Origin of the sequence: Nocardia blacklockiae, from assembly GCF_015477355.1 — a bacterium.
Lineage (GTDB): Bacteria > Actinomycetota > Actinomycetes > Mycobacteriales > Mycobacteriaceae > Nocardia > Nocardia blacklockiae.
In genome coordinates, this window is sequence record NZ_JADLRJ010000001.1 from 194,952 (window position 1) to 221,910 (window position 26,959).

Genomic DNA, 26,959 nt, shown 5'->3' on the forward strand with positions numbered 1-26,959 from the left:
CGCGCGCCCCACGGGGGTTACCACAGCCGGTCCTGCCCCGCCGGCGCGAGCGTCGGCGGAAGTACGCAGGTCTGTGAGGGTGAGGACACGGCCCCATCATAATGAGACGATGCTTACCTGTCTGCGAGAATGATATTCTCTCTACAGATCCGTGGCAATGCCGCCGGCCGTCGGGGCGGCCGGTGAGAAGGAGAGGCGTCGATGCCGTCAGTGAGCACGCGGGCCGAGGTCGTGGCCGTGCTGCGGGAAGAATTGCGGGTGCAGGCCACCCGCACGGTCGTGTTCCATTCCGCGCTCGCGTCGCGGCTGGGCATCACCGTGACCGACCTGTCGTGCCTGAATCTGCTGCGCATGCGCGGGCCGCTGACCCCGGGTGAGCTGGCGGACCTGCTCAGCATCGCGCGCGGCGGCGCCATCACCACCGTGATCGATCGCCTGGAACGGGCGGGTTACGTGCGCCGCAGCCGGGACGCGGCGGATCGGCGGCGGGTGCGGGTCGAGCCGATCGCGGTCCGAGCGGAAGTCGCGGTGGCGCCGCTGTTCGGCGAGCTGGCGGCGCTGGCCGACAGTCTCCCCGACGACGACGCGGCACTCGCGGCGCTGGTGCGCTTCGTGCAGGACTACAACGCGGGACTCGCCCGCGCGGCGAGCCGGCTGACCGCAGCCGACGCGGTCTGAAACCCGATCCATAGTAAGTAGGCTCTCCTTGAGGGAGAATGTTATTCTCTCCATGTTGCATGTGAGGCTGCGAAGGAAGGGAGGCCGCGATGCTCTTCGAGTTCGATGCCGACCAGCGACTGTTGCGCGACACCGTGCGCGAGGTCACCGCGCGGGCGTGCCCGCCCGCCCTGATCCGGGACGTCGTCGACAAGGACGTCGAACCCGGCACGCTGTGGCAGACCTACGCCGACGTCGGCTGGACCGAACTGGCCGACCCCGCGCTGTCGGTCGAACTGGGCATCGTGTTCGAGGGGCTCGGCCGCGCCACCGACCCGACCCCGTTCCTGGCGACGATGTCGCAATTCGCCCCGCTCGCCGGGGAGACCGGAAAGCTCGAAACCACCGGTGCCGCAGTGTATTCGGACGTGACGGCCACCCCCGACGGCTCCGGCTGGCGGCTCGACGGCACCGCGAAGCACGTGCTCGACGGGGACCGGGCCGAGCGGGTGGCCGTGGTCACCGACGCCGGCGTGTTCGTCGTGCCCGCCGCGGCGGTCGCGGCGACCCGCGTGCCGGTGTTCGACCCGGTGCTGCACGTCGCCGAGATCGATTTCCCCGGCGTGCGTGTCACCGCCGCCGAGCGCCGCGAGATCGATCCCGAACAGGCCCGCCAGCACGCGCTCACCGGCCTGGCACTGACCACCGTCGGCGCCTGCCAGCGCATCCTCGACATGGTTCTGGACCACGTCCGCACCCGCCGCCAGTTCGACGCCGCCATCGGCTCGTTCCAGGCGGTGCAGCACAAGGCGGCCGATATGCACATCGCCATCGAAAGGGCCCGCGCCCTGGGCTATTTCGCCGCGCTGTGCCTGGCGGCCGACGACCCGCGGCGGCGGCTGGCGGCGTCGATGGCCAAGGCGGCCGCGGGCGAGTGCCAGTCGCTGGTCTTCCGGCACGGCCTGCAGCTGTTCGGCGCCATGGGCTTCACCTGGGAAAACGACCTACAGTTCGCGCTCAAACGGGCCAAGGCCGGTGAGCTGATGCTCGGCGGCGCGGCTCAGCACCGGGCACTGATCGCCGAGGAGTACCGTGCAGCTCACGTTTGATCCCGACGTCGAGGCGTTCCGCGCCGAATTCGTCGCCTTCCTCACCGAACACCTGCCCGCCGCCGCCGAGACCGCCGAGCGGTCGCATTCGAGTTCCGATGTGCCGCAATGGGCCCGGCGCTGGCAGCGGCTGCTGTTCGACAACGGCTGGCTGCTGCCCGCCAACCCGCCGGAGTTCGGCGGCCGCAACGCCTCGGTGCTGCAGCAGTACGTGCACCTCGAGGAACTGTCCAAGCGGCGGATCTACCACAGCTTCAACCCGCAGGGCGTCGGGATCGTGGCGGCCTCGCTGCTGACCTTCGGCACCGAGGAGCAGAAGCGCCGCTGGGCGGTCCCGATCCTGCGCGCCGAGATCACCGCGTCGCTGGGGATGAGCGAGCCGGGCGCGGGCTCGGACCTCGCCTCGCTGCGCACCCGCGCGGTCCGCGACGGCGACGAGTTCGTCGTGGACGGCCAGAAGGTGTGGACCTCCGGCGCGCACGACGCCGACGTCCTGCTGACCTTCGTCCGCACCGACCCCGACGCGCCCAAGCACCGCGGCATCAGCGTGCTGCTCATCCCGACCGACCTGCCGGGGGTGACGCGACGACCGTTCGCGTCGGTTGCCTCGCCGGACGACCTGGACTTCAACGAGGTCTACTTCGAGGGCGTCCGCGTCCCGGCCGAGAACCTGATCGGCGAACTGAACAAGGGCTGGTCGGTGGCCAACGGCTCGCTCGGCCACGAGCGCACCATGCTGTGGCTGAGCTACGCCGACCGCCTGGACGACCTGCTCCGCGACTTCCGCCCGCGCGACGTCTTCGACCGCGACGCCTACGCCCGGCTGGTGATGGACACCGAGGCGCTGCGCCTGCTCGGCTCGGCGGCGCTCGCGCGCGAATCCCGCGGGGAACAGGACGTCCCCTCGCTGTCGGTACTCAAGGTGCTGGGCTCCGAGGCCATCCAGGCGGCGTCGGAGCAGGCGCTGAATTCCGCTGGGGCGGAAGGGCTCGCGCATCCCGCGTCGAGTTCGGAACCGAGTCCGTGGACCCTGGACCACTACTGGTCAAGCTGGTTCGAGCGCTACATCCGCAGTTTCGCCGGCACCATCGCGGGCGGCACGTCGGAGATCCAGCGCACCATCATCGCCGAGCGGGTGCTCGGCCTGCCACGCGGCTGACGTCGCCACGGCCCTCGTCATCGGGATGGTCACCATGACACAGCATTTCGACTCGGGCACACCGGAACTCGATGCGCTGCACTCGGTTTCGAGCTGGCGCGCACACGCTCGCGAACATCCGCTGCGCTACCGGCTCGCCGTCGTCGCCTCGACCGCCGTCGAGGCGGTGCGGCACGCGGGCGGCTGGCTGTGCGACCGGACCATGGCCGGGTGGGAGGTGACGGTGCTGCTCGCCGACGCCACCGACGTGCGGCCGCTGCGGATCCTCGGCGCCGCCGTGCTGGATCTGGAGCGGTCGCTGGCCTCGCCGGTGCACGACACCTGGCCGCACGCCGTCGCGGTGGATCCGGGACTGTTCGCCGCCGATGCCCGGGTGCGGCGCGGCGTGCTGGACTGCCTGGACCACGGGCTGATCGAGGTGGCGCTGTGGGGCGGGACGCTGCCCGAGGAACTCGACACCCGGCTCGGCGCGGTCCGGCATCCGCTCAGCGTCGCCGCCCGCGCGTTCAAGACCGCGGCGCTCACCGCGGCTGGCGAACCGGCCGCCGAGGTCGGCGGCGCGGAGGTGTTCCGGTGCGGAGAGCTGCTGCTCACCGGCCTGTGGGGCGGCTCGGACCTGGTCTCGGCGGGCTGAGTGCACCGGCGATTATGATATTCTCTCCAGAAGAGAATGGTGATATCACGAGAATTCCCGCCCGTCGATTCGGGCGGGCCGGGTGCTCGCGGAGAGGTGCGCATGAGCCGAGGGAATGAGCGAATCGCGGGGCGCCGCGTGCCGGTGGCGGGCGGAGCCCGGTCATGACCGTGTCGCTGTTGCTCGACATGGCGGCCTCCGGCGACCCGGATCGCACCGCGATCGTCTGCGACGACGTGCGCTGGAGCGTGGGGGAGCTGCAGATCCGGGCGCGAGGCGGCGCGGGCGTCGTCGCGGCCTCGGGCGCGCGCAGCGTGGCCTACGTCGGCACGGGCGGGCACCTGCTGCCGCTGCTGATCTTCGCGGCGGCCGGCGCGGCCGTGCCCGTCACGCCCCTGAACTACCGACTGAGCGGTGACGCGCTGCGCGAACTCGTGGCGCGCCTGGACGATCCGCTGCTGGTGTGCGACGACGAATATTACGGCGTGGTGTCCGGTTTCGGCGTGCGGGTCATGCGGTCGGCGGAGTTCGTGGCGGCGGCGGAGACGGCCGAGCCGGTGTCGGAGTCGCCCGATCCCGATCAGGTGGCGGTGGTGCTGTTCACCTCCGGCACCACCTCCGCGCCCAAAGCGGTCGAGCTGTCGCACCAGAACTTGCTGAGTTACATCACCGGCACGGTCGAATTCGCTTCCGCCGCACCGGAGGACGCCGCGCTGATCTGTGTGCCGCCGTACCACATCGCCGGTATCGGGGCCGCGCTGTCCAACCTCTACGCCGGGCGGCGAATGGTGTACCTGCGTGCCTTCGACGCGGCGCGCTGGGTGCGCCTGATCGCCGCGGAGTCCGTGACGACCGCGACCGTGGTGCCGACCATGCTGGACCGGATCGTCACCGAACTCGAGCGGACCGGCGCACGGCTGCCGACGCTGCGCAACTTCGCCTACGGCGGTTCGAAAGTGGCGCTGCCGCTGGTCCGCAAGGCGCTCGAGCTGCTGCCGGAGGTGGGTTTCGTCAACGCCTACGGGTTGACCGAGACCAGTTCGACGATAGCGGTGCTGGGCCCGGAGGACCACCGGGCCGCGTACGCCGCGACCGATCCGGCGCTGGCCAGGCGGCTCGGTTCGGTCGGGCAGCCCGTCCCCGGCATCGAGGTGCAGATCCGTGACGAGTCCGGCCGCGTGCTGCCCGCGGGGGAGACCGGCGAGCTGTTCGTGCGCGGCCCGCAGGTGTCGGGGCGCTACACCGGGATCGGCTCGGTGCTCGACGCCGCGGGCTGGTTCCCGACCAAAGACGTCGCGACCCTCGACGCCGACGGCTACCTGTACATCGGCGGCCGCTCCGACGACACCATCATCCGCGGCGGCGAGAACATCGCACCGGCCGAGATCGAGGACGTGCTGGTGGAGCACGCGGACGTGCGGGCGGTCGCGGTCATCGGCGTGGCGGACGCGCAGTGGGGGCAGATCATCGTGGCGGTCGTGGTGCCGGAGGCGGGCACGTCGCCCGACCCGGCGGAGCTGCGCGAGTTCGTGCGCGCCGCCCTGCGTGGCTCTCGCACCCCGGACCGGATCGTGTTCCGGGACTCGCTGCCCGCCACCCCGACCGGAAAAGTATTGCGGCGCAGCCTCGTCGAGGAGTACGGGCCCGCCGTGGACGCGGCGGCCGGCCGGTGAGCGCCGCCAGGAAAGGATGACAATGGTCAACAACGGCACTCGGCTGCGCAGCCAGGTCTGCGACACCGAGGTAATCGTGGTCAAGGCGACCGACAGCCTGGACGATCTGCGCGCCGGCGGCGTCGCCATGATCCCGCTGGGCGCCGAGCCGGCGGCGGGCGCGACCGCCGACCCGAGCCTCTGCGAGGGCAACCAGCTCGGCAAGCGCTACGTCGACGAGTCCGGCGCGGAGGTGCTGGTGACGAAGGCCGGCACCGGCACTTTGAGCATCGGCCCCACCCCCCTGTCGCTGAAGGAAGCCAAGCCCCTACCGGCCAGCGACTGAGTCCCGAGCGTCACCCGGTCAGGGCGGTCGACAAGAGGGGGAGCAGGCGGGTCCAATGGTGTTGTGCGCCGGTGGGATCGAAGGTGTCGGTGTCGGGCATGGTGAAGCCGTGGACGGTGCCGGGGTAGATCTCGGAGGTGTAGGGGATGCCCGCCTTGTCCAGGGCTCGGTTGAGGTCGGCCAGCTCTTGCGGCGTCAGATCGCTTGCGGCGTGGCCGAAGTGCAGCGGGACGGTGAGTGCGGCGAGGCTGTCGGGTCCGTCGGCGTGGACGGGGGCGTGGAAGGCGGCGAGGGCGGCCACGCGGGCGGGGTCGGCCGTGGCGGTGCGGGTGGCCAGCAGGCCGCCGAAGCAGTAGCCGGTGACCGCGACCGGTCCGGCGGCCACCGCGGGGCGGGCGGTCAGGAAGTCGAGGTAGGCCTCGGCGTCGACGCGGACCCGGTCGACGGTGTGCGCCTGGATCAAGGGCATCAGCCGGGCGATGATCCCGGGCCGCTCCGCTTCGCCGATGAACTCGGGAAGCTCGATCACCGGCGCCGGGCCGTGGCGATAGAAATAGTTGGGCACCAGCACGTGATAGCCGTGCCCGGCTAGTTCTCGCGCCATTTCGCGCAGCGCGGGACGGGGACCGAAAGCGTCCCCGTACATCAGCACTCCGGGGTGCTGCTCGCCGTCGTCGGGGAACGCGGCGAAGGCGTCGGCCACGCCGTCCGCGGTGGGGATCCGCACATTCTCGATGGTCATGAATTCTCCTGTCGTCGTTGCTGAAAGGCTTGATCAACACGACGGAGGCGGATCCCGCGCACCCGCGGGCGATACGCGATCGAACAGCGGGCCGCGGGCCCGCGCGGCGCTCAGCGGAACACCGGGTAACCGATCTGTGTGTGGCGCAATGCCGTCCCGGTAGTCATCTCCGCCGAGTCTAGCCGCACACCGTCGAGATGTGTTCGGCGGTCAGTGCGGCGAGAGGCCGTCGCCGGCGAATGCCGCGGCCAGGCTCCGCGCGGTGCCGTCGAAGGAGTCGCCGAACAGTTCGGCGGTCGCGGTGGCGACCTCGGTGCTGCGGGCGAACATGGCGCGCTCGTATTCGCCGAGTGCGGTCTCCGGGTCGCCGGGGTGCGCGGCGAGGGCCTTGCCGAGTTCCGCGCCGTCGAGCAGCGCGAGGTTGGCGCCTTCGCCGTTGGTCGGCATGAGGTGGGCGGCGTCGCCGAGCAGGGTGACCCCGGGCACCCGGTCCCACCGGTGGCCGGTGGGCAGCGCGTAGTGCGGCCGCCAGACCGGCGGAATGTCGGTCTCGGTGATCAGCGCCGTGAGTTCCGGTGCCCAGCCGTCGAATTCGCGCGCGATCCGGGCGGTGGCCGCGGCGGCGTCGGTGAAATCGATGGCGGCGAACCAGTCGTGCGGCTCGGCGAGCACCACGTAGGCGTGCAGGGTGTCGCCCCGTTCCCGGTGCGCGTGAATCTCCCGGCCCGGTGCGGGCGCGGACATCGCCCCGCCCCCGACGGCTCGCGCGGCGTCGCGGTGGCGGGTGTCGGCCTCGTACAGATAGGTCTCGACGAACGATTCGCCCGTGTATTCCGGTGTGGCCGTGGACAACAGCGGCCGCACCCGCGACCACGCGCCGTCCGCGCCGACCAGCAGGCTCGTGGCGACGGTGCCGCCGTCGGCGAAGACGACCTCGTGGCGACCCGCGCCGACCGCGCGGACGGTGTTCACCTTGCGGCCCCACCGGACGGTGCCCGCGGGCAGCGAGTCCAGCAGGAGCCGGCGCAGTTCACCGCGCTGCACCTCGGGCCGCCCGCCGGAGCCGTCGTCGGGCTTGTCCAGCAGCACGGTCCCGTCCGGGTCGAGGACCCGCATCGCCTGACGGCCGGGCAGGATCAGGTCCCGGAATTCCGTCGTCAGGCCCGCCGCCTCGATCGCGAGCTGCCCGTTGTAGTCGTGGATGTCGAGCATCCCGCCCTGCGCCCGCGCCGCCGGCCCGGGCTCGGCTTCGTACACCGTGGCCGCGAGGCCGTGCACGTGCAGCACGCGCGCCAATGCCAGCCCACCGAGACCGGCTCCGATAATCGTCACTGAATCGCTCATGCCGCCGAGCGTGCCGATCGGCGATTGCGCCACTCTTGCGTTCACCTTGCGCGCGCCTGCGTGCGTCTGGCCCCAGCGACGGACACGTAGCGAACACCGAGGTGGCGCCTCACTCCTCGGATAGGTGTGCGGTCAGGTGGCGCTGCGGCCGTGGGTGAGGCCGTGGGCGCAGAAGGTCCAGACCTCGTCGGCGGTGATGGGGTGGGCCTCGGACTCGGTCGCCGAGGGCTGGGCGATGAACATGACGGTCTGCATGGTGAGCGCGGCCAGGCGGCGGGGGTTGGCCTCGCCGGTGAGCCGGCCCGCGTGATGGGCTTCCGTGAGCAGCTCGGTGAACAGTGCGAACAGCGACGCGTGCGCGAGCCGGATCTGCGCCGGGTGCGAACTCAGCAGTTGCGGCGCGAACTCGGTGAACAGCGGGCGGCGCGCGTGCGGGTCGGGCCGGCACAGCTGGAAAAGCAGCTCCACCGCGGTGCGAACCTTGTCCAGCGGATGCACGTTGTTGGCGGTGGCGGCCCGGATCTGGTCGGTCGTGCGCCCCAGTGCGTCCTCGTAGAGTGCCAGCAGCAGATCGTGTTTGCCGTCGAATTGCAGGTAGAAGCTGCGCAGCGACTGCCGGGACCGGTCGACCACCTCCTGCACGGTGAAATCGGTGCTGCCCTTCTCGGTGATGATGGCCTGCGCCGCGTCCAGGAAGCGCTGCACCCGCTGCCCGGCTCGCGCTTTCGCCGAGCGCAGCGAACGTTCCACGGCGCGTTGTTTCCACGCGGGAAGTTGTCCGGGGTCGTCGGCCGGGGACCGGTCCGCGTCCGGCGGCATGTCGTCGGGGTCGGTCATCGGCCCGGCTCCGCGGCGGGTGCGGTCTCCGTGGGAGCCGTTGCGGCAGTGCCGTTTTCGTGGTCGGAGAGCACGGTGATGGCGTGCACGGGGCAGTCGAGCAGCGCGCGCATGACGCTGTCGCGGTCGGCGGGGGCGACCGTGCGGTCGCCCTCCGCCGTCGCGTAACCCCAGTCGTCGAGGGAGAAGTGGCGGGGCGCGTGCCGGGCGCAGAGGCCGAACCCGTCGCACAGCGTCCGGTCGAGTCGGATTCTCACGAGACCGTCACCGCCTGTGCGTCGAAGGGCCGTTCGGCCACGTGGATGCCCCGGGCGCAGGTCGCGCAGCCGCCGGACAGGTGCGCGGCGACGGCGTCGGGGAAGCGGGCGAGCAGTGTGGCGGCGGCATTGGCCGCGCCGTCGAGGGTGCCGCACGCGCCGCGCCCGCGCAGGACCACCGACCAGCGCCGCAACCGGTCGATGTCCGCGGTCGCGGCCTGCCCGTCGCGCAAGGCGAGCGCCGCCGCGGCCATGGCGGCCGTGCCGTTGAAGCATGAGCCGCACTGCCCGGCGTTCTCGCGGTCGAAATAGCTCAGCACGCCCGCCGCCACGGCCACCGGGCATTCGCGGGTGATCAAGGAGAACGCGCCGCAGCCCAGGCCGCCGCCGAGGCCGCGCATCGACGCGTGGTCCAGGGTGGCGTCCAGGATCGTACGGTCGACCATGCCCGCGAAATAGCCGCCGGTGAGCGCGCCGCGCACGGCGTCGGCCGGGATACCGTGCAGCGCAAGCAGTTCCGTGAACGGGGTGCCGTGCGGCAGTTCGTAGAGCGCCGCCGGACGGTCGCCGCCGGTGATCGTGGCGAGGAAGGTGCCGGGGGAGGCGTCGGTGCCGACCGCGCGGAAGGCGGCCCCGCCGTGGCGGTGCACGTAGGGAAGGTGCGCCAGCGTCTCCACGTTGCTCACCACCGTCGGCAGTCCGCCCACGCCCTGTTCGAACGGGCGCGGCGGCTTGTCGGAGGGTTTCGCGGGGCCGCCGTCGATCGCGCGGACGGCGGCGGTCTCCTCGCCCGCGACGTAACCCGCTGCGACGGTGACGAGTTCGACGGTGAGGCCGGTGCTCCCGGCGGTGTCCAGTTCGACGGTGAGGCCGGTGCTCCCGGCGGCGTCGAGTTCGGTGAGCGCGGCGTCGACCCGGCGCGCGGATTCCGGATCCGAGACGTACACGTAGGCCCGGCGCGCGCCGACGATCGCCGCCGCCAGGCGCAAGCCGTCCAGCACCAGGTGCGGTCGGCGGCGCAACAACCACTTGTCCTTCACCGAAGCCGGTTCGCCCTCTTCACCATTGGCGACGACGACGGTCTCCCGACCCCGCCGGTGGGCCTCGCGCACGGTGCTCAGCTTCACCGCGATCGGGAACGCCGCGCCGCCGCGCCCCAGCAGCCCGCTGTGCCGCACCTCGCTCGACAACGTCTCGACATCCCCCAGCGGCGCGTACCCACCCGCACCCCGATACGCGCCCAGGTCCTCCACCTCCCCGACCTCCCGCAGCAGCCGCGGTTCACACCCGGGCAGCACACCCACGGTCAGCGCCCCGAACGGCTCGAAAGTCTCTTGCATGACAACCTCTTTCGGCTCGATGACGGGGAGTTTCCGGGGGGAGATGGATCCCGGCCGAAAGCGTGCCGGGATGACGAGGGTGGCGTGCGCCGGGCTGACGAGGGTGGCGTGTGCCGGGACGACGAGGGTGGCATGTGCCGGGATGACCGTGATGTCCTGTGCCCGGATGGCTGTGATGTCGCGCGCAGGGGCGGGGTTGATGTCGCGTGGCGGGACGCGGGTGGTGGCGCGCGGCCGAGTGTTGATGGTGGCGCGTGCCGGAACAGTGGTGGTGGCGGGTGGTGCCGTGGTGGCGGGGGAGGGCTGCGCGCTACGCTGGCGATCATGAGAACGGCGGTGGTGCGGATCGATGTGGATCCGGCCGGCGAACTGAGTGTGGCGCGGCTGACGCAGGGGGTGGCGGTGCTGCGGGAGGGGGCCGGGGCGCTGGGGGCCGAGGTGCTCGACAACTATGTGGCGGGGCGGCCGCCGCATCGGCGCGAGGTCCAATTGCTGGTCGGCACAGCCGATCCCGAGGCCACCGTGGGCGCGGCGGTGCGGTTGTGCGCCGAGGCTTTCGGCACCGAGCCGGTGCCCGGGGTGCTGACCTACGTCAGCCGCGGCACCGACGACGACGCGCACGGCGTGCTCGCGGGCTTCGGGCTCAGCGGGGAGGTGGCGCGGGAGCCGGGCCCCGACGGTTTCGACATCGTGCACGTCACGCTGCCCGAGGCGGCGCTGGCGCGCGTCCCGGAGAGCCGCGTCCACACCGCCCTGGAGGCCTCCCTGAACTGCGAGGTCCGCATCCGCACCCGATAGCGGACGCGGCCCCGGTGGCGGATGGCCGTCCATCAGCTGTCCAGGAACGACAGGATGGCCGGGGCGGCCAGCACCCAGGTCTCGAAAAGGTTGTAGTGCTTCACTTTTCCCGACCCCCGCTCCTCGACGGCCCGCTCCCAGGCGTCCTCGGGCCACGGCGGATCGATCAGCGTCGAGCCCGCGATCAGGCAGCTCACCTCGAGCGAGGTGCGCTTCGGATGGTCGATGTCGTGCTCGCCGCCGCGAATGATCAAGGTGGGCACCCGGATTCGGTCGAACAGCTCGTCGTCCACGCCCGGAATGGTCTGCCCGGGCTTGGGCACGTAGGCGTTGAGCCACCGCAGCGACAACTTCACGAACTCGTCGCGGTCCAGCTCGAGCAGCCGCTGCTTGTTGCGGGGGTTGCGCTCCACCGCCTCCCGCCATTCCCGCATCCGCAACAGTCCCGCGCTGCCACCGCCGCGCATGGCCTGGAGACTCGGAAGCACGTAGTACGCACCGAGATTGAACATGCCGTAGACGCCGCCGACGATGTTCCACAGCACCAGTTTGGTGACCCGCTCGGGGTAGAGGATCGCGGTCAGTATCGAGTCGCGCGCCCCGCCGGAACCGCCCGCCAGCACGCAGGGCCCGGCGTCGAGCGCGGTGAGCAGGCCGTCCAGCGTCTCGGCCCGCATGTGCGATTCGGTCTGCCCGTAGAACTGCACATCCGACGCGCCGCAGTTGGGCCGGTCCCACAGCAGCACCCGGTACCCGCCCGCGACGATCGCCTCGGCCAGCGGCCGCAGCCCCGGCACGTCCATGCCGAATCGTCCGCCCGGCGTCAGGACCACGAGTTCGCCGGTGGCACCGAGGATTTCGTAGCCGACCTCGCCGCCGTTCACCGCCACGGTGGGCATGCGACTTCCTTCCTGCTCTCCATGCCGGCGCGTCTCAGGCCAGCACGACGACGGAGTCACCCACGACCCGCACCGGATAGGTGCGAATGCTCCACTCGGGCTTCACCGCGGTGGTCCCGGTCGCCAGCTCGAATCCCCACTGGTGCCACGGGCAGTAGACGAACTCCTGATCGCGCACCATCACCTGGTCGCCCGGCACCGACTCGTCGACGACGGTCCGGCCCCGCGCGCGCCCGGCGCACAGCGGCCCGCCTTCGTGCGGGCAGTAGTTCGCGATGGCGTAGAACGTGCCGTGGACGTTGTAGACGCCGACGCCGTGCCGCCCGATCGGCACGACTTTCGAAGTGCCGGGTGGGATCTCGTCGACCGTCGCCACCACGTGCTCGCGGCCCTGGGCGAGCCGCGGCTGGTCGGAGTCGGCCATCACAGCACCCGTCGCTGGCCGTCGACGGCGGGCACCGACTCCGGCAGGTGGTAGGTCTCGATCCCGTTCAGGTACATGACCCGGTCGCGGGCGTACGGCGGCAGGTGTTTGACCAGCCAGCGCGGATCGTCGAAGGTCCAGTGCGGGTAGTCCGAGGAGTACAGCAGGATCCGCTCGGCCGACATCCACTCGAACGCGCGGGTGAGTTCCGTCTTGTCCTCGGGATAGTCCAGGGGCTGGGTGGTGAACCGAATGTGCTCCTCGACGTACTCCGAGGGCTTGCGCCGGATCCCGGTGAACGACGAACGCGCCGCGTAGATGGCGTCCATCCGCCACATCAGCGGCAGGATCCAGGTGAACGCGTGCTCCACGAACACGATTCGCAGCGCCGGGAACCGGTCGAACACGCCGTCGAAGATCAGGCTCATGATCTGGTTCGCCGCCAGCAGCGAGTAGGTGACCATGAAATCATGGTTGTAGCTGGGGAATCCGACCGGCGGCATGGGCATCGTCTCGTACGCGCCGCGGCCCAGGTGACAGCTCACCACGAGATCGTGCTTGGTGGCGGCCGCCCAGATCGGATCGTACTTCGGGTCGCCCCACGCCGGTCGCGGCTCGGCCTTGATCAGGATCTGCGCCATGAACGGATGCCCGGCCCACTCCTCGATCTGGCGCACCGCGCCCTGCGGGTCGTCGACCGCCGCGCAGATCGACCCGCGCCACCGCTGATGCCAGTTGTTCTTCGAGTCCAGCCAGTGGGCGGCCAGCCAGTGGTTGATGCCCGTGGCCATCGCCTGGGTGGCCTCGGGCAGCCGCGTCGCCTTCACCGTCGGCTCCAGGATCGCGATGTCCGACCCGGCCTCGACGATCAGCTGCCGGAACGCGAGTTCCGGGTCGCTGCCGGGGAATTCGCCGCCGTCGGGGAAGGCGTCGGCGCGCATGGCGTAGGTGTGCGCGTAGTCGGGGGCGTCGTAGATGATCGTGTCGCCGACCCGGTGGCTGAGGAAGTAGCTGCTCCGAAACGGTTCGGGGAGGTACTCCACGAGTTCCCCGCGCCGCGGTACGGGGTGCACGTCCGAGTCGACCACCCGGACGGCGACCTGCTCGGGTGCCGGGGCGCGATGGTGCCGGTGTGCCAGCGTCATGGTCGTCTCCCTCCGATGGACGAGTGGGCTCTCGGCTAGGCGGTGGCTACGACGGGAATGTCGATGCCGTAGAGCCGGGAAGCGTTGCGCCAGAGCAATTTCTCGCGCTGCTCGGCGGTGAGCGCGGACGGCAGCGCGGCGGCGTCGCCGCCATGCCGGTGCGGATAGCTGGAACCGAACATCACCATGTCCTCCTTGCCGGTGAAACCCAGCCACTCGGAGGCGAATTCGGTGTCGCCGGGCCCGTCGAGGCCGCCCTGCACGAAATACACGTGGCCCGGCAGGTAGTCGCTGGGCATGCGCGGCGCCCACGGCGTCTGTTCCAGATGCGGCCGGCCGAAGGTGTCCATCCGCCAGGTGAACGGCGTGAGGAAATCCGCCGCGCCGTCGGCCCACACGAATCTCAGCTCGGGCAGCCGCTCGAACACGCCCTCGGCGATCATGTTCATCAGGTGATAGACGTAGTTCAGCGACATGAACCCGAGGTACTGCTCATAGGTGCGGGTGTGGCCGGACGGTGTGGGCGGGAAGGCGATGCTCTCCCCGGTTTCGATGTGCGCGGCCACCGGCAGCCCGGCTTCCGCCGCCGCCTCCCACAGCGGCCAGAACTGCGGCTTGCCGTAGAGTTCCCGCGACTGCAACGGCACCCCGACCTGTACGACGCCGGGATGGCTTGCGTACCTGCGGATTTCGCGCAGCGCACCCGGGATGTCCTCCGGGTTGACCCGGATCGTGCCCCGGTAGCGGGCCGCGAACCGGTTCGACTCCAGCCACCGCGAGACCATCATCTCGTTGTGCGCGGCCAGCATCGCCGTGGTCAGGTGCCGGTCCGGCAGGATGCCGCGCGTCATCGGATGCAGCACCGCCACGTCCACGCCGCGCTCCACGAACAGCTGCTCGCCGACGAATTCGGGATCCGAGCCCGGATACCCCTTGTCTTGGCCGCGCTCGCTCGGCCCGCGGGTGCCCTCGGCGTACTCCCCGCCCGGTGCGCCGTACCAATCCATCTCGACGTCCGGGATGCCGCGGCTGGCGAACGGCTCGCGCAGGAAGCCGCGCATGTCCCGGTTCGAGGTGAAGAAGATGTGCACGCTGGCGTCGATGAGCGGGGTGCCGGTGGCGTCGGCCATCACTCGATCCGTGCCCGGTCGGGCCGCTCGGTCACCGGCGCGGCGAGTTCCTGCTTGTCGCAGATGCGTTGCAGCTTGTCGATGGTCTCCTCCAGCCCGGGGCCCAGCCGCGGGCCGGGGGTGAAGGTGGCGGGCAGCTTCCGCATGCCCTGGATGACGCCGATGGTCTCGTAGTGCACGGTGCCCTCGGGGTCGCAGCGGTAGTCGGGCATCCGGTCCAGCACGGCGGTGAGCATGGACTTGAACACCGTGCGCGCCACATTCGACCCGATGCACCGGTGCACGCCGAGCCCGAAGCTGAAGTGCCGGTTGCCCCTTCGGTCCAGCACGACCTCGTTCGGGTCGGGGAAGACCTGCGGGTCCCGGTTGGCCATCGCCCACGACAACCACAGGCGCTCACCCTCTTCGAAGCGGGTGTTCACCAATTCCATGTCGGCGGAGATGGTTCGGCCGTCGCCCGGCGCGGGGGTGAAGTAGCGCAGGAACTCCTCGGTCGCGGAGTCGAGCAGGTGCTCGCGCTCCTCGCTCAGCAGTGCGCGCTGATCCGGGTGCTCCGACAGCCATTCCAGCGAGTGCGCGGTGAGCGCGGTGGTGGTGTCGAAGCCGCCGCCGATGATCAGGCCGAGCATGCCGAGTATCTCGAGGTCGGGTGCCGGCTCGCCGTCGATACGCAGCTTGACCAGCCCGTCCACCAGGCCGGGACGCGGATCGGCCTTGATCTCGATCAGGTTGTTGAGCAGGTCGAGACCCATCGCGCGGTGCATCTCCGCCACCCGCGGGGCGTCCGGCGAGTCCTCGGGGGTGTACACCGCCGCGTGCACCGGTTCGCTGTACATCGACCACTGCCGCATCGGTATTCCGAGCATGGCCAGGGTCAGCACGGCCGGGACGATATTGGCGAGGTCGTCCACGAAGTCGATGTGCCCGCTCTCGATCCTCTCGTCGAGGGCGGCGCGCACGATCTCGTCGATGACCGGCTCCCAGCGCCGGACCGCCGCGGGGGACAGGTAGGGGTTGATGGCCTGCCGATAGGTCCGGTGTTCCGGATCGTCCATCTCCAGGATGCCGCCCCGCACCGCCTGCACCCGCTGGGCGGTGGGGATCGAAATACCCTTGTAGCCCTTGCGTTCTCCGCGCAGGTCGTGGTCGTTGGACACGTGCGGGCAGCGGGCGAGTTCGAACACCTCGGTGCTGCCCGCGGCGACCCAGTGCCCGCCGTAGGTGTCGCTCCAGGCGATCGGGCACTCGGCTTGCATCTCCTGGGTGATCTCCACGAACCGGTGCCGGTATTCGGGCGTGTGCCGGTCGAAGTGGTACCGGTTCCGCTTGCGGTCCTGGTCGGCGCGTGCGTCGTCGATGCTCACGATATTCTTCCCCCGGCGCTCAGATGTGGTAGTCGTAGGACTTCAGGTAGCCGCCGCCGTCCACGCGCAGCTGTGTGCCGGTGACGTACCGGGACTCCTCGGAGGCCAGGTAGACCACCGCGTTGCTGATGTCCTCGGGCTCGACGTAGGGGATGCGCATGGGGCCTGCTGCACGCCGAACACCGGTTCGGCGTCCGCGCGCGTGGGCTTGTCGAGGTCGGGCCGGAACGAGCGGTACATCGGCTCGCTCTGCAACATCGGGGTGTTGCAGTTGGTGGGGTGCACGACATTGGCGCGGATGCCGCGCGGCGCCAGCTGGCGGGCCAGCTCGTAGACGTAGGCGGTCAAGGCGCGCTTGGAGTGCACGTAGGCCATGCCGCCCGGGTCGTTGCCCGGGTTGTCGATCTTGTTGATGTCGATCAGCGAGGCGGTGGAGCCGGTCGCGATGATCGACGCGCCTTCCTTCAGATGCCCCAGCGAGACCTGGATGGCGTTGATGGTGCCGATCAGGTTGGTGTTGATGACGTCGATCCAGGCCTGCATGGCAGGCTCGCCCTTCATGCCGGCGATACCGGCCTGCGCGACGACGACGTCGAGCTTGCCCAGCTCGGCGATCCCGTCCTCCACCGCCTTGCGCAACTGCTCGGCGCTGCGCACGTCGGCCTTGGCGGTGACCACGCGGCGGCCGGTCTTGGCGACCAGGTTCGCCGTTTCCTCCAGGTCTTCCGGCCGCGCGAGCGCGTAGCCGATGGTCGAGATGTCCTCGCACAGATCGACCGCGATGATGTCGGCGCCCTCCTCGGCCAGGCGGACCGCGTGGCTGCGACCCTGCCCGCGCGCGGCGCCGGTGATGAACGCGACCTTGCCCTCGACACGTCCCACAGCTGACCCTTCCGTTCTTCCTCGTGACCGCGGCGGCGGTGCCGTCCCGGCGGATCGCGCGCCTCGCTCGGTTGCCGTGGCGCCGACTGCCCGCGGCCGCGTCGGCGCGGCCGTGGCCTAAGCAAGAATTTTCCTTGCAGTAGATGAGAACGTTACTCTTGCACAACTCGTGCCGCAAGGTCGTCCGACGCTCCGGCATCGCCGAGCGGGCGTCGCAAGCGCGGCGAGAAAAGCCGGTCCACCACTGCGGATTCCGATCATCCCGGTAGATTTTCCCGTTTCCGTTCTATGAGAACGGTATTTTCATCAGTGGTCGAGGAGACCGCGCGGGCGGGCTGCCGTGCCGGCGGATCCGGCCCGCGAATCCGACGGCGTCATACACGCCCACCCGCAGGAACGAGCGAGGCCGAGATGCGAGACATCCCCGAGGAATTGCGCACCCGCTACGAGCACGCCGGCTGGTGGCGCCGGGAAACACTGGGAGACCTGCTGAGTCGCGGACTCGCGGCGGCGCCGGACGCCGCGTTCCGGGTGCATTCCGAGGTGCGCCCGTGGTCGGGCACCGTGGCCGAGGTCGAGCGCGTCGGGCGGCGGCTGGCCGCGGGCCTGCGGGCCCGCGGCGTCGGGCCGGGCGACGTGATCGCGTTCCAGCTGCCGAACTGGATGGAGGCGGCGGCGACGTTCTGGGCGGCGGCGTTCCTCGGCGCGGCGGTCGTTCCGATCGTCCACTTCTACGGGCGCAAGGAGGTCGCGCACATCCTCACCACCGTGCGGCCCGAGGTGTTCGTCACCGCGGAACGCTTCGGCCGCACCGTCTTCGACCCCGAGGTGGCCGCGGCGGTGCCGATCGTGGGCACGGTCGGCAAGGACTTCGACGCGCTGCTCGCCGACGAGCCGATGCCGGGCGTGCTCCCGGCCGACCCGGCGGCCCCGGCGCTGATCGCCTTCACCTCGGGCACCACCAGCGCCCCCAAGGGCGTGGTGCACAGCCACCAGACCCTGGGCTGCGAGGCCCGCCAGCTCGCCGAGCACAACGCGCTGGATCGCGGCACGATGCTCACCGCCACGCCGGTGGGTCATTTCATCGGGATGGTCGGCGCGTTCCTGCTGCCGGTCCTGCACGGCAAACCGGTGCACCTGCTCGACGTCTGGGACGCGGGCCGCGTGCTGGCGCTGATCAAGAGTGACGGGGTCGTGGTCGGCGGCGGGCCGCCCTACTTCGTCACCAGCCTGCTCGACCACCCCGATTTCGCGCCCGAATACCTCGACAACTTCCGCTATGTCGGGCTCGGCGGCTCCACGGTGCCCGTCGCGGTCACCCGGCGGCTGGCGGATCTGGGCCTGGTCCCGTTCCGCGCCTACGGCAGCACCGAGCACCCCTCCATCACCTCCTCACGCTACGACGCACCGGAATTCGAGCGCCTGTCGACCGACGGGCGGCCGATGCCCGGCGTGGAGATCAGGCTCGCTGAGGACGGCGAAATCCTCAGTCGCGGACCCGATCTGTGCCTCGGCTACACCGACGATGCGCTGACCGCGGCCGCCTTCGACGACGACGGCTGGTACCACACCGGCGACATCGGCGTCCTGCATCCCGACGGCCACCTCACCATCACCGACCGCAAGGCCGACGTGATCATTCGGGGCGGCGAGAACGTCAGCGCGCTGGAGGTGGAGGAGCTGCTGGCCGAGCTGCCGGAGGTGGCCGAGGCCGTGGTGGTGGCCGTGCCCGACGAGCGCCTGGGTGAAACCGTCGGCGCCGTCCTGCGGCTGCGGCCCGGTCGCAGCCTGCCGACGATGGCCGCGGTCCGAACGCATTTCGCCGCCGCCGGTGTCGCGCGGCAGAAGTGGCCGGAGCGGTTGTTCGAGGTCGAGGACTATCCGCGCACCCCCAGCGGCAAGGTCCGCAAACATCTGATCCGGGAGCGGATTGCCACATCCATCTGACGAGAATATGATTCTTGTCATTCGCGAATGGAGGTCTCATGAATGCTCCCGCACGGTCCACCGCGCCGCGGGACGGCGAGGTCACCGTCGATGTCGTCGTCCTCGGCAGCGGTGCGGCGGGCCTGACCGCCGCGCTGACCGCGGCGGTCCAGGGCGCGTCGGTGGCGCTGTTCGAGAAGGCCGCCACGGTCGGGGGTACCAGCGCCGTCTCCGGTGGCATCGCGTGGATTCCGGCGCACGACCGCGCCCCGGACGGGCCGCTGACCGTGGCCGACGCGCTGGCCTACCTGCACGCGCAGTCGCTGGGCTCGATGGACGACGAGCTGGTGGAGGTCTTCGTCCGCACCGGCGCGGCGATGGTGGATTTCGTCGAGGCGCACAGCGGCACGCGGTTCGAGATCGCCGACGGTTTCCCGGATTACAAGCCGGAGCTGCCCGGCGGCCGCCCCGGCGGCGGACGGTCGCTGAGCCCGGCCGCCTTCGACCTCGCCCGCCTCGGCGAGTGGCGCGACCGGATCACCTCCTTCCCGGCCGACTGGAGCAATGTCGGCTTCGACGCCGAGACCCGCGCCCGGCTGCACGCGCAGACCGGCAGCGATTCGGCCGACTTCTGCGTCGCCGGAACGGCTCTCGTCGCCGGGCTGCTGCGCGGCGTGCTCGACGCGGGCGTGGTGCCGCAGACCGGGGCGCGGGCCGTCGAGCTGCTGTCCGAGGGCCGCGCCGTCACCGGCGTCCGGCTGCGCACGGCCACCGGCGAGCGGATCGTGCACGCGCGCCACGGCGTCGTGCTGGCCACCGGCGGCTTCGAATGGGACCCCCGCCTGGTCCGCGCCTATCTGCGCGGCCCGATGCACGGGCCGGTGTCGCCGCCGAACAACACCGGCGACGGCCTGCGCATGGCGATGGCGCGCGGCGCGGACCTGGGCACGATGAGCGAGGCGTGGTGGGTGCCGGTGGTGCGGATTCCCGGCGACACCATCGAGGGCAAGCCGCGCAGCCGCAGCGTGCGGCTGGAGCGGACGCGGCCGCGCAGCATCATGGTCAACCGTGCGGGGCGGCGGTTCGTCAACGAGGCGTCGGAGTACAACTCGATGGCCGGCGCGTTCCACTACCTCGACCCCAAAGGCGGGTACGTCAACGACCCGGGCTGGATCGTCTTCGACTCGGTGCATCTGCGGCGCTACGGGTTCCTCGGCATCGCGCCGGACGGCGAGGTCCCCGAATGGTTCCGCGAATCGGCCGATCTCGCCGAACTGGGCGCGAAGACGGGCATCGACCCGGACGGGCTCGCCGCGACGGTGGCCGCCTGGAACCGCCACGTCGCCGACGGGGTGGACCCCGACTTCGGCCGCGGCGCCAGCGCCTACGACGGCTGGTGGGGCGACGAGACCGCGAAAACCGTTGCGGGACGGACCCTCGGCCCCCTCGACACCGCCCCCTACTACGCCGTGCCGGTGACCGTCGGCGCGATGGGTACCAAGGGCGGCCCGCGCACCGACCGCGACGGCCGGGTGCTGCACGTGGACGGCATCGTCATCCCCGGCCTGTTCGCCGCGGGCAACGCGATGGCCGGGGTGACCGGGCGGGCGTACGGCGGCGCGGGCGGGACCATCGGCCCCGGCATGGTGTTCGGCTTCCGCGCCGGGCACGCCGCGGCGACCGGCAAGTCCGTCGACAGCTGAGCACGGACGGGTAACGGAGGGAACGAATTTGTCGGAGTACGAGAGCATTTGGAGCGACCTGCAGGGCGTCGCGTTCACGCAGGGCTACCTCGAGGTCGGCGGTGTACGCACCCGCTACCTGCACGCCGGGGACCGCGACGGACCGGCGCTGGTGCTGCTGCACGGGTCCGGCGGGCACGCCGAGGCCTATGTGCGGAATCTGGAGTCGCACGCCGAACACTTCTCGACCTGGGTGATCGACATGCTCGGCCACGGCTACACCGGCCGCCCGGGACACCCGCTCGAGGTGAAACACTATGTGGCGCACCTGATCGCGTTCCTCGACGCGGTCGGTGTGCGTAAGGCGAGTGTGAGCGGCGAATCGCTCGGCGGGTGGGTGGCCGCGCGCACCGCCATCGATCACCCGGACCGCGTCGAGCGGCTGGTGCTCAACACCGCGGGCGGCTCGCAGGCCGATCCGGAGGTGATGCGCCGCATCGTCACGCTGTCGATGGCCGCGGTCACCGACCCGACCTGGGAGACGGTGCAGGCCCGGATCAAGTGGCTGATGGCCGACAAGTCGAAGGGCTACGACGACGTGGTGGCCAGCCGGCAGCGGATCTACCGGCAGCGCGGCTTCGTCGACGCCATGCGCGACATCATGGCGCTGCAGGACCCCGAGATCCGGCAGCGAAACCTGTTGGGGCCGCAGGACTACGGCCGCATCACCGCGCCGACGCTGGTGCTGTGGACCAGTGACGACCCGACCGCCGACGTCGCCGAGGGGCGGCGGATCGCGTCGATGATCCCGGGCGCGCGGTTCGAGGTGCTGCCCGGCTGCGGGCACTGGCCGCAGTACGAGGACCCCAAGGCGTTCAACGCGCTGCACTTGGACTTCCTGCTGGGCGGCCTGCCGTGACCGAGCAGAACGCTTCCCCCGCAACGGCTTCGGACGTCGACGTCGACGTGCTGGTGATCGGCGCGGGCCCCGTGGGCCTGACGCTGGCGAACGTGCTCGGCATGTACGGCGTGCGCACCCGGGTGATCGAGGAGCGGCCCACGCTCATCGACTATCCGCGCGGCGTCGGACTCGACGACGAGGCGTTGCGGACCTTCCAGTCCATCGGGCTCGTCGAGCGGATCCTGCCGCACACGACGCCGAACCAGATCATGCGGTTCGTCGACGGCAAGGGCCGGCTGCTCACCGAGATCGCCCCGAGCGACGCGCAATTCGGCTGGCCCAAACGCAACGGCTTCGTACAGCCGCTGGTCGACGCAGAGCTGCTCGCCGGGCTGGACCGGTTCCCGCACGTCGAGGTGGTGTGGGGCACGGCCATGGCCGCTTGCGCCGAATCCGGCGACCGGGTCACCGCCGAGCTGACCACGGCGTCGGGGCCCGCCGCGGTCACCGCGCGGTATCTGGTCGGCTGCGACGGCGGGCGCAGTGCGACGCGCCGCACGATGGGGGTGACGTTCGAGGGCACCACCTCGCCGACGCGGTGGCTGGTGGTGGACCTGGCGTCGGATCCGCTCGGGCATCCCAACAGCGAGGTCGGCGCCGACCCGGCGCGGCCGTACGTGTCGGTGTCGATCGCGCACGGCATCCGGCGCTTCGAATTCATGATCCACGACGACGAATCCGACGAACTGGCCGAGGATCCGGCGTTCGTGGCCCGGATGGTCGCGCCGTTCGTTCCGCACCCCGACCGCCTGGACGTGATCCGCCGGCGGGTCTACACCCACCACTCGCGCATCGCCGGCGCCTTCCGGCAGGGCCGGTTGCTGCTCGCGGGCGACGCCGCGCACCTGATGCCGGTGTGGCAGGGGCAGGGCTACAACAGCGGCATCCGCGACGCCGCCAACCTCGGCTGGAAGCTCGCCGCGGTGGTGCGGGGTCACGCCGGTGACGCGCTGCTGGACAGCTACGACCTGGAGCGGCGCAAGCACGCCCGCGCCATGATCGACCTGTCGACGATGGTCGGCCGGGTGATCTCGCCGACCGACCGCACCGTCGCCGCGGTCCGCGACGTGCTGGTTCGGGCGGCGTCCGCGATACCCCCGGTGCGGCGCTACGTGCTGGGCATGCGGTTCAAGCCGATGCCGCGCTACGAGCGGGGCGCGGTGGTCCACACCTGGTCGCGCTCGCCGAATTCGGCCGTCGGCACGCTGTTCATCCAGCCGCGCGTGGACACCCGCGAGCGGGCGAACGCCCTGCTCGACGACATTCTCGGGCCCGGTTTCGCGGTGCTGTGCTGGAACAACCGGCCCCGCGAGCTCCTCGGCGCGGACGCCTTCGCCTCGTGGAAAGCCTTGGGCGCGAACTTCTTCGAGCTGCGGCCGACTACGCAGCTGCACTGGACCGGCCACGACGATCCGGATGTCGTGGTGGTGGGCGACCGCACGGGCGCGCTGAAGACGTGGTTCGACGGACAGCGCGACTCGGTGCTGTTCCTGCGCCCGGACCGCTGTGTGGCGGGTGCGACCATCGCCCAGCTCGCTCCCGAACTGAGCGCGGACCTGCTGCGCACCCTCGCTCTCGCGCCGGGAGGAGGATCCGATGCCGCTGGCCCTGTGCTGCGTCTCGCACAGCCCTCTGCTTGATCTGCCCGGCCCGGACCGCGACCTGCTCGACGACATCGAGGCCGCGCTGGACGAGGCGGCGGATTTCGTGCGCGAGTTCGATCCCGAACTGGTGGTGACGTTTTCGCCCGATCACTACAACGGCTTCTTCTACAAGCTCATGCCGCCGTTCTGTATCGGCACGGCGGCCACCGGGGTCGGCGACTACGGCACGCACGCCGGCGCCCTGGACGTGCCCGCGGACCTGGCCCGCGATCTGGCGGAGGCGGTGCTCGCGGCCGAGGTGGACGTGGCGGTGTCGCTGACGATGGAGGTCGACCACGGCACGGTGCAGCCGCTGCAGCGACTGCTCGGCGCGGCCACGGCCCGGCCCGTCGTGCCGATCTTCGTCAACTCGGTCGCGGTGCCGCTCGGACCGCTGCGGCGTGCCGCCGCCCTGGGAACAGCGGTGGGAGAACACCTTTCGAGGCTGGGCAAGCGGGTGCTGGTACTCGGTTCCGGCGGGCTGTCGCACGACCCGCCGGTTCCCGCGCTGGCCACCGCGACCGGCCCGGTGCGGGAACGGATCGTGCACGGCGGGGTAATGACCGCCGAGCAGCGGCGGACCCGGCAGGAGAAGGTGATCGAGGCGGCCCGCGAATTCGCCTCGGGCAGTGGGCCCTTGCGCCCGCTCAACCCCGAGTGGGACCGGCGCTTCCTCGCCGCGCTCGACGAGGGCCGCCTCGACGAGTTCGACGACTGGTCCAACGCGTGGATCACCGAGGTCGCCGGCAACTCCGCGCACGAGGTGCGCACCTGGGTCGCCGCCTTCGCCGCGCTCGCGAGCCAGGGGCCGTACCGGACCACCGTGCGCTACTACCGGCCCGCGCCCGCGCTGATCGCCGGATTCGCCGTGCGCACCGCGCTGCCCGCGCACGCCGCCGACCCATTCCCAGGAGGGAAGCGTGACAGCTGAACCGAACGGAGCCCAGGCCTCCGAGCCCGCACCGCCCGCAGGACGGTCGTCGTCCGCCACGCCGGGCACCTCCTTCGACCACACCGTGGACGTCCTGGTGATCGGTTCCGGCGGTGGCGGTCTCACCGCGGCGCTCACCGCCGAGGCTGCGGGCCTGAGCACCCTGGTGGTCGAGAAGTCCTCGCACTACGGCGGTTCCACGGCCCTGTCCGGCGGCGGCATCTGGGTGCCGGGCGCGCCCGCCCAGCGCCGCGACGGCTACCGGATCGACCCGGAGGACGTCGTCCGGTACCTGCTGCGCATCACCGAGGGCCTGGTCGGCGAGGAACGGCTGCGCGCCTACGTGGAGCGCGCGCCGGAGATGATGGATTTCCTCGAAAAACGCAGCGACTGGCTGGAATTCGTGTGGAAGCCCGGCTACGCCGACTACTACCCGGAACTGCCCGGCGGCTCGCCCGAAGGCAGCACCATCAACGTGCCGCCCATCGATCTGCGCGCACTGGGCCCCGACGAGGACCTGCTGCTGCGTCCCCTCGCCCTCGCGCCGAAGGGAATCTGGCTGGGCCCGAAGGATCTTCGGCTGTTCTATCAGGTGCGGCAGCACTGGCGCGGCAAGGCCGTGCTGGTGAAGCTGGTGTGGCGGATGTTCCGGGCCCGGGTGTTCGGCGACCGGATCGCCGCCATCGGCCAGTCGCTGGTGGCCCGGCTGCGACTCGCGTTGCGCGAGCGCGACATTCCGCTGTGGCTCGACGCCCCCATGACCTCGCTGCTCACCGGCGCCGACGGCGCGGTGGTGGGCGCGGTGATCCGGAAGGACGGCCGCGCGCTGCGCGTGCGCGCCGACCGCGGCGTGATCCTGGCGACCGGCGGCTTCGAGCACGACATGGCCTGGCGCAAAGAACTCGAACCGGTCATCGACCAGGACTGGAGCTTCGGCAACCCGGCGTCGACGGGCGACGGCATCCGCGCGGGGGAGCGGGTGGGCGCGGGCACCGACCTGATGGACGAGGCGTGGTGGTTCCCCGCCATCCAATGGCCCGACGGGCGTATGCAATTCATGCTCAACGAGCGCATGATGCCCGCGCAGCTCATCGTCAACGGCGCGGGCGAGCGGTACATCAACGAGGCCGCGCCCTACATGGACTTCGGGCACGCGATGATCGAAGGTCAGAAGTCGGGCGTCACGCACATCCCGAGCTGGCTCATCACCGACACACGGTCCTGGCGGCGGTATGTCGTGGCCGGGCACCTTCCGATCCCGAAGGTGCCGTTCGCCCCCGTGCCGACCGGGCGCAAGATGCCGCGCGCCTGGCTGGAGTCGGGCGTGGTGAAGGCCGCGAACTCGTGGGAGGAGCTCGCCGCCAAGATCGACGTTCCGCCGGATCGCTTGCGCGCTACCGCGGAACGCTTCAACGAACTCGCCCGCAAGGGCCACGACGACGACTTCGGCCGCGGCGACAGCGTGTACGACAACTACTACGGCGACCCGACGCTGCCGAACCCCAATCTGTATCCGATCGGCAAGCCGCCGTACTACGCGTTCCGCCTGGTCCCCGGCGACCTCGGCACCTCGGGCGGCCTGCGCACCGACGAGCACGCCCGCGTGCTGCGTGCGGACGACACGCCGATCCCCGGTCTGTACGCGACCGGCAACACGTCCGCGGCGGTCATGGGCCGCAGCTACGCCGGCGCGGGCGCGACCATCGGGCCCGCGATGACGTTCGGATACATAGCGGCCCAGCACATGTCGTCCCTTTCCAACGGAGGAACCCAATGAAGATCTCGCTGTTCTACGAATTCGCGCTGCCGCGGCCGTGGACCCACGACGACGAGCGCGAAATGTTCCAGGACGGCCTGGACGAGGTGGAGGCCGCCGACAAGGCCGGGTTCTCCACCGTCTGGCTCACCGAGCACCATTTCCTGGAGGAGTACTGCCACTCCACCGCGCCGGAGATGTTCCTCGCCGCGGCGAGCCAGCGCACCAAGGACATTCGGCTCGGTTTCGGCGTGATGCACCTGCCACCGGCCATCAACCACCCCGCCCGCGTCGCCGAGCGCGTCGCCACCCTGGACCGGATCTCCAACGGGCGGGTGGAATTCGGCACCGGCGAATCGTCGTCGGTCGGTGAGCTGGGCGGGTTCAACATCGACCCCGCCGACAAGCGCGGCCAGTGGGAAGAAGCCCTCGACGTCGCCATCCGCTGCATGATCGAGGAGCCGTTCACCGGCTTCCAGGGCGAGCACATCGAAATGCCCGCCCGCAACGTGATTCCCAAGCCGCAGCAACTGCCGCACCCGCCGGTCTGGGTGGCGTGTACCCGGCCCTCGTCGGTGCAGATGGCCGCCCAGAAGGGTTTGGGCGCATTGAGTTTCGCCTACACCGGCCCGGGGCCGCTCGCCGAGCGCGTGCGCGGCTACTACCAGGAGTTCGAGGACAAGGCGGAACCGACCATCCCGCAGCTCAATCCGAACATCCTGGCCATCGGCGGCGACCTGTCGATGATGGTCGCCCCGACCGACGAGCAGGCCCTGCAGCGCCTCGACGTCGGCGGCGGGTTCTTCTCCTTCGGCATCATGCACTACTACATGACCGGCCAGCACACCCCGGGCCGCACCAAGGTCTGGGAGCGCTACCTGGACGCGGTGCGGGAGGACGAGACGCTGGCCTACGGTCCCGGCCGCGGTGCCATCGGCTCGCCCGACACCGTGCGGGAGTTCCTGCGCGGCTACGAGGAGAGCGGCGTCGACGAGATCATCCTGCTGCTCAACCCGCGCAGCCACGAGGGCACCATGGAGTCCATCGAACTGATGGGCAAGCACGTGCTGCCCGAGTTCATCGAACGCGACGAGAAGGCGGTCGCGGCCAAGGCCAAGCGGCTCGAACCGATCATCGAGAAGGTGGAGGCCCGGCGGAAGCCGTTGGCCTCGCCCGCTTTCGACGAGTCCTACGCCTTCGGCGGCCTGCCCACCGGCCGCGGCGGCAAGTTCACCGCCAGCGAGATCCCCGAGGCGATGGCCGAGATCAACGAGGGCCGCGTGCAGGCCGCGCAGCGCGCCAAGGACGAGCAGTAGCCGACCGCGAGGACGAGGTGCCCGG

Annotated in this window: 24 protein-coding genes and 1 pseudogene; 14 read left to right on the forward strand and 11 right to left on the reverse strand. The window is 70.9% G+C overall.

The window, feature by feature from the left end; translation table 11 throughout:
* Nucleotides 1-201 precede the first annotated feature (201 nt).
* The 6 genes from IU476_RS00835 to IU476_RS00860 all read left to right on the forward strand — a co-directional run bounded on the left by IU476_RS00835 (nt 202) and on the right by IU476_RS00860 (nt 5,557).
* Complete coding sequence (locus IU476_RS00835) at nt 202-678, forward strand: MarR family transcriptional regulator (protein WP_195095538.1); 477 nt, start codon at nt 202-204, stop codon at nt 676-678.
* A gap of 89 nt (nt 679-767) precedes the next feature.
* On the forward strand, nt 768-1,766 hold the full coding sequence (locus IU476_RS00840; protein ID WP_195095540.1) for an acyl-CoA dehydrogenase family protein: 999 nt from the start codon (nt 768-770) through the stop codon (nt 1,764-1,766).
* Nucleotides 1,750-2,925 (forward strand): acyl-CoA dehydrogenase family protein, encoded by a 1,176-nt coding sequence (locus IU476_RS00845; RefSeq protein WP_195095542.1) that lies wholly within the window; start codon nt 1,750-1,752, stop codon nt 2,923-2,925. Before IU476_RS00840 ends, IU476_RS00845 begins: the two co-directional genes overlap by 17 nt.
* 121 nt (nt 2,926-3,046) lie before the next feature.
* Nucleotides 3,047-3,559 carry a hypothetical protein gene (locus IU476_RS00850; RefSeq protein WP_195097302.1) on the forward strand — a complete coding sequence of 171 codons (513 nt, stop codon included), beginning with the start codon at nt 3,047-3,049 and terminating at the stop codon, nt 3,557-3,559.
* Between the two features lie 164 nt (nt 3,560-3,723).
* Complete coding sequence (locus tag IU476_RS00855; RefSeq protein WP_195095544.1) at nt 3,724-5,232, forward strand: class I adenylate-forming enzyme family protein; 1,509 nt, start codon at nt 3,724-3,726, stop codon at nt 5,230-5,232.
* A gap of 22 nt (nt 5,233-5,254) precedes the next feature.
* On the forward strand, nt 5,255-5,557 hold the full coding sequence (locus tag IU476_RS00860) for a hypothetical protein (RefSeq protein ID WP_195097304.1): 303 nt from the start codon (nt 5,255-5,257) through the stop codon (nt 5,555-5,557).
* Between the two features lie 10 nt (nt 5,558-5,567).
* On the opposite strand, the gene IU476_RS00865 is transcribed toward IU476_RS00860, so the two are convergent.
* The 5 genes from IU476_RS00865 to IU476_RS00885 form a co-directional block, all read right to left on the reverse strand.
* Complete coding sequence (locus IU476_RS00865) at nt 5,568-6,299, reverse strand: dienelactone hydrolase family protein (RefSeq protein ID WP_195095546.1); 732 nt, start codon at nt 6,297-6,299, stop codon at nt 5,568-5,570.
* Between the two features lie 210 nt (nt 6,300-6,509).
* Nucleotides 6,510-7,643 (reverse strand): FAD-dependent oxidoreductase, encoded by a 1,134-nt coding sequence (locus tag IU476_RS00870; RefSeq protein WP_195095548.1) that lies wholly within the window; start codon nt 7,641-7,643, stop codon nt 6,510-6,512.
* A 132-nt stretch (nt 7,644-7,775) separates the two neighbouring features.
* The gene (locus IU476_RS00875) at nt 7,776-8,480 is read right to left on the reverse strand and encodes a TetR/AcrR family transcriptional regulator (RefSeq protein ID WP_438943961.1); all 705 of its coding nucleotides are present in this window, start codon (nt 8,478-8,480) and stop codon (nt 7,776-7,778) included.
* Nucleotides 8,477-8,737, reverse strand: a complete 261-nt coding sequence (locus IU476_RS00880; protein ID WP_195095550.1) for a ferredoxin — start codon at nt 8,735-8,737, stop codon at nt 8,477-8,479. Before IU476_RS00880 ends, IU476_RS00875 begins: the two co-directional genes overlap by 4 nt.
* On the reverse strand, nt 8,734-10,077 hold the full coding sequence (locus IU476_RS00885; protein ID WP_195095552.1) for an NADH-ubiquinone oxidoreductase-F iron-sulfur binding region domain-containing protein: 1,344 nt from the start codon (nt 10,075-10,077) through the stop codon (nt 8,734-8,736). Before IU476_RS00885 ends, IU476_RS00880 begins: the two co-directional genes overlap by 4 nt.
* Nucleotides 10,078-10,401: 324 nt before the next feature.
* On the opposite strand from IU476_RS00885, the gene IU476_RS00890 reads away from it, so the two are divergent.
* On the forward strand, nt 10,402-10,875 hold the full coding sequence (locus IU476_RS00890) for a hypothetical protein (RefSeq protein WP_195095553.1): 474 nt from the start codon (nt 10,402-10,404) through the stop codon (nt 10,873-10,875).
* A gap of 32 nt (nt 10,876-10,907) precedes the next feature.
* Here the strand turns inward: IU476_RS00890 and IU476_RS00895 are convergent, their stop codons facing one another.
* From IU476_RS00895 to IU476_RS00920, 6 genes and pseudogenes are all read right to left on the reverse strand, one after another.
* Nucleotides 10,908-11,774 carry an alpha/beta fold hydrolase gene (locus IU476_RS00895; RefSeq protein ID WP_195095554.1) on the reverse strand — a complete coding sequence of 289 codons (867 nt, stop codon included), beginning with the start codon at nt 11,772-11,774 and terminating at the stop codon, nt 10,908-10,910.
* A 34-nt stretch (nt 11,775-11,808) separates the two neighbouring features.
* Nucleotides 11,809-12,198, reverse strand: coding sequence for a Rieske (2Fe-2S) protein (locus IU476_RS00900; RefSeq protein ID WP_195095558.1), 390 nt, complete (start codon nt 12,196-12,198; stop codon nt 11,809-11,811).
* The gene (locus IU476_RS00905; protein ID WP_195095560.1) at nt 12,198-13,343 is read right to left on the reverse strand and encodes an amidohydrolase family protein; all 1,146 of its coding nucleotides are present in this window, start codon (nt 13,341-13,343) and stop codon (nt 12,198-12,200) included. Before IU476_RS00905 ends, IU476_RS00900 begins: the two co-directional genes overlap by 1 nt.
* 35 nt (nt 13,344-13,378) lie before the next feature.
* The gene (locus IU476_RS00910; RefSeq protein ID WP_195095562.1) at nt 13,379-14,473 is read right to left on the reverse strand and encodes an amidohydrolase family protein; all 1,095 of its coding nucleotides are present in this window, start codon (nt 14,471-14,473) and stop codon (nt 13,379-13,381) included.
* Complete coding sequence (locus IU476_RS00915) at nt 14,473-15,837, reverse strand: cytochrome P450 (protein ID WP_195095564.1); 1,365 nt, start codon at nt 15,835-15,837, stop codon at nt 14,473-14,475. The genes IU476_RS00910 and IU476_RS00915 overlap by 1 nt, the downstream gene beginning before the upstream one ends.
* 19 nt (nt 15,838-15,856) lie before the next feature.
* Nucleotides 15,857-16,719, reverse strand: a pseudogene (locus IU476_RS00920) (mycofactocin-coupled SDR family oxidoreductase).
* Between the two features lie 411 nt (nt 16,720-17,130).
* Between IU476_RS00920 and IU476_RS00925 the strand changes: the two are divergent.
* The 7 genes from IU476_RS00925 to IU476_RS00955 are packed head-to-tail and all read left to right on the forward strand — an operon-like array spanning nt 17,131 to nt 26,934.
* The gene (locus IU476_RS00925; RefSeq protein ID WP_195095566.1) at nt 17,131-18,666 is read left to right on the forward strand and encodes an AMP-binding protein; all 1,536 of its coding nucleotides are present in this window, start codon (nt 17,131-17,133) and stop codon (nt 18,664-18,666) included.
* A 38-nt stretch (nt 18,667-18,704) separates the two neighbouring features.
* Nucleotides 18,705-20,348, forward strand: a complete 1,644-nt coding sequence (locus tag IU476_RS00930) for an FAD-dependent oxidoreductase (RefSeq protein ID WP_195095568.1) — start codon at nt 18,705-18,707, stop codon at nt 20,346-20,348.
* 28 nt (nt 20,349-20,376) lie between these two features.
* A complete protein-coding gene (locus IU476_RS00935) occupies nt 20,377-21,246 on the forward strand; it encodes an alpha/beta fold hydrolase (protein WP_195095570.1) in 870 nt (289 codons plus the stop codon).
* Nucleotides 21,243-22,928, forward strand: coding sequence for a bifunctional 3-(3-hydroxy-phenyl)propionate/3-hydroxycinnamic acid hydroxylase (locus IU476_RS00940; RefSeq protein WP_195095572.1), 1,686 nt, complete (start codon nt 21,243-21,245; stop codon nt 22,926-22,928). The genes IU476_RS00935 and IU476_RS00940 overlap by 4 nt, the downstream gene beginning before the upstream one ends.
* The gene (locus IU476_RS00945) at nt 22,885-23,862 is read left to right on the forward strand and encodes a 3-carboxyethylcatechol 2,3-dioxygenase (protein ID WP_195095574.1); all 978 of its coding nucleotides are present in this window, start codon (nt 22,885-22,887) and stop codon (nt 23,860-23,862) included. Before IU476_RS00940 ends, IU476_RS00945 begins: the two co-directional genes overlap by 44 nt.
* The gene (locus IU476_RS00950; protein ID WP_195095576.1) at nt 23,852-25,639 is read left to right on the forward strand and encodes an FAD-binding protein; all 1,788 of its coding nucleotides are present in this window, start codon (nt 23,852-23,854) and stop codon (nt 25,637-25,639) included. The genes IU476_RS00945 and IU476_RS00950 overlap by 11 nt, the downstream gene beginning before the upstream one ends.
* On the forward strand, nt 25,636-26,934 hold the full coding sequence (locus IU476_RS00955; protein ID WP_195095578.1) for an LLM class flavin-dependent oxidoreductase: 1,299 nt from the start codon (nt 25,636-25,638) through the stop codon (nt 26,932-26,934). The genes IU476_RS00950 and IU476_RS00955 overlap by 4 nt, the downstream gene beginning before the upstream one ends.
* The last annotated feature ends 25 nt before the right edge of the window (nt 26,935-26,959 follow it).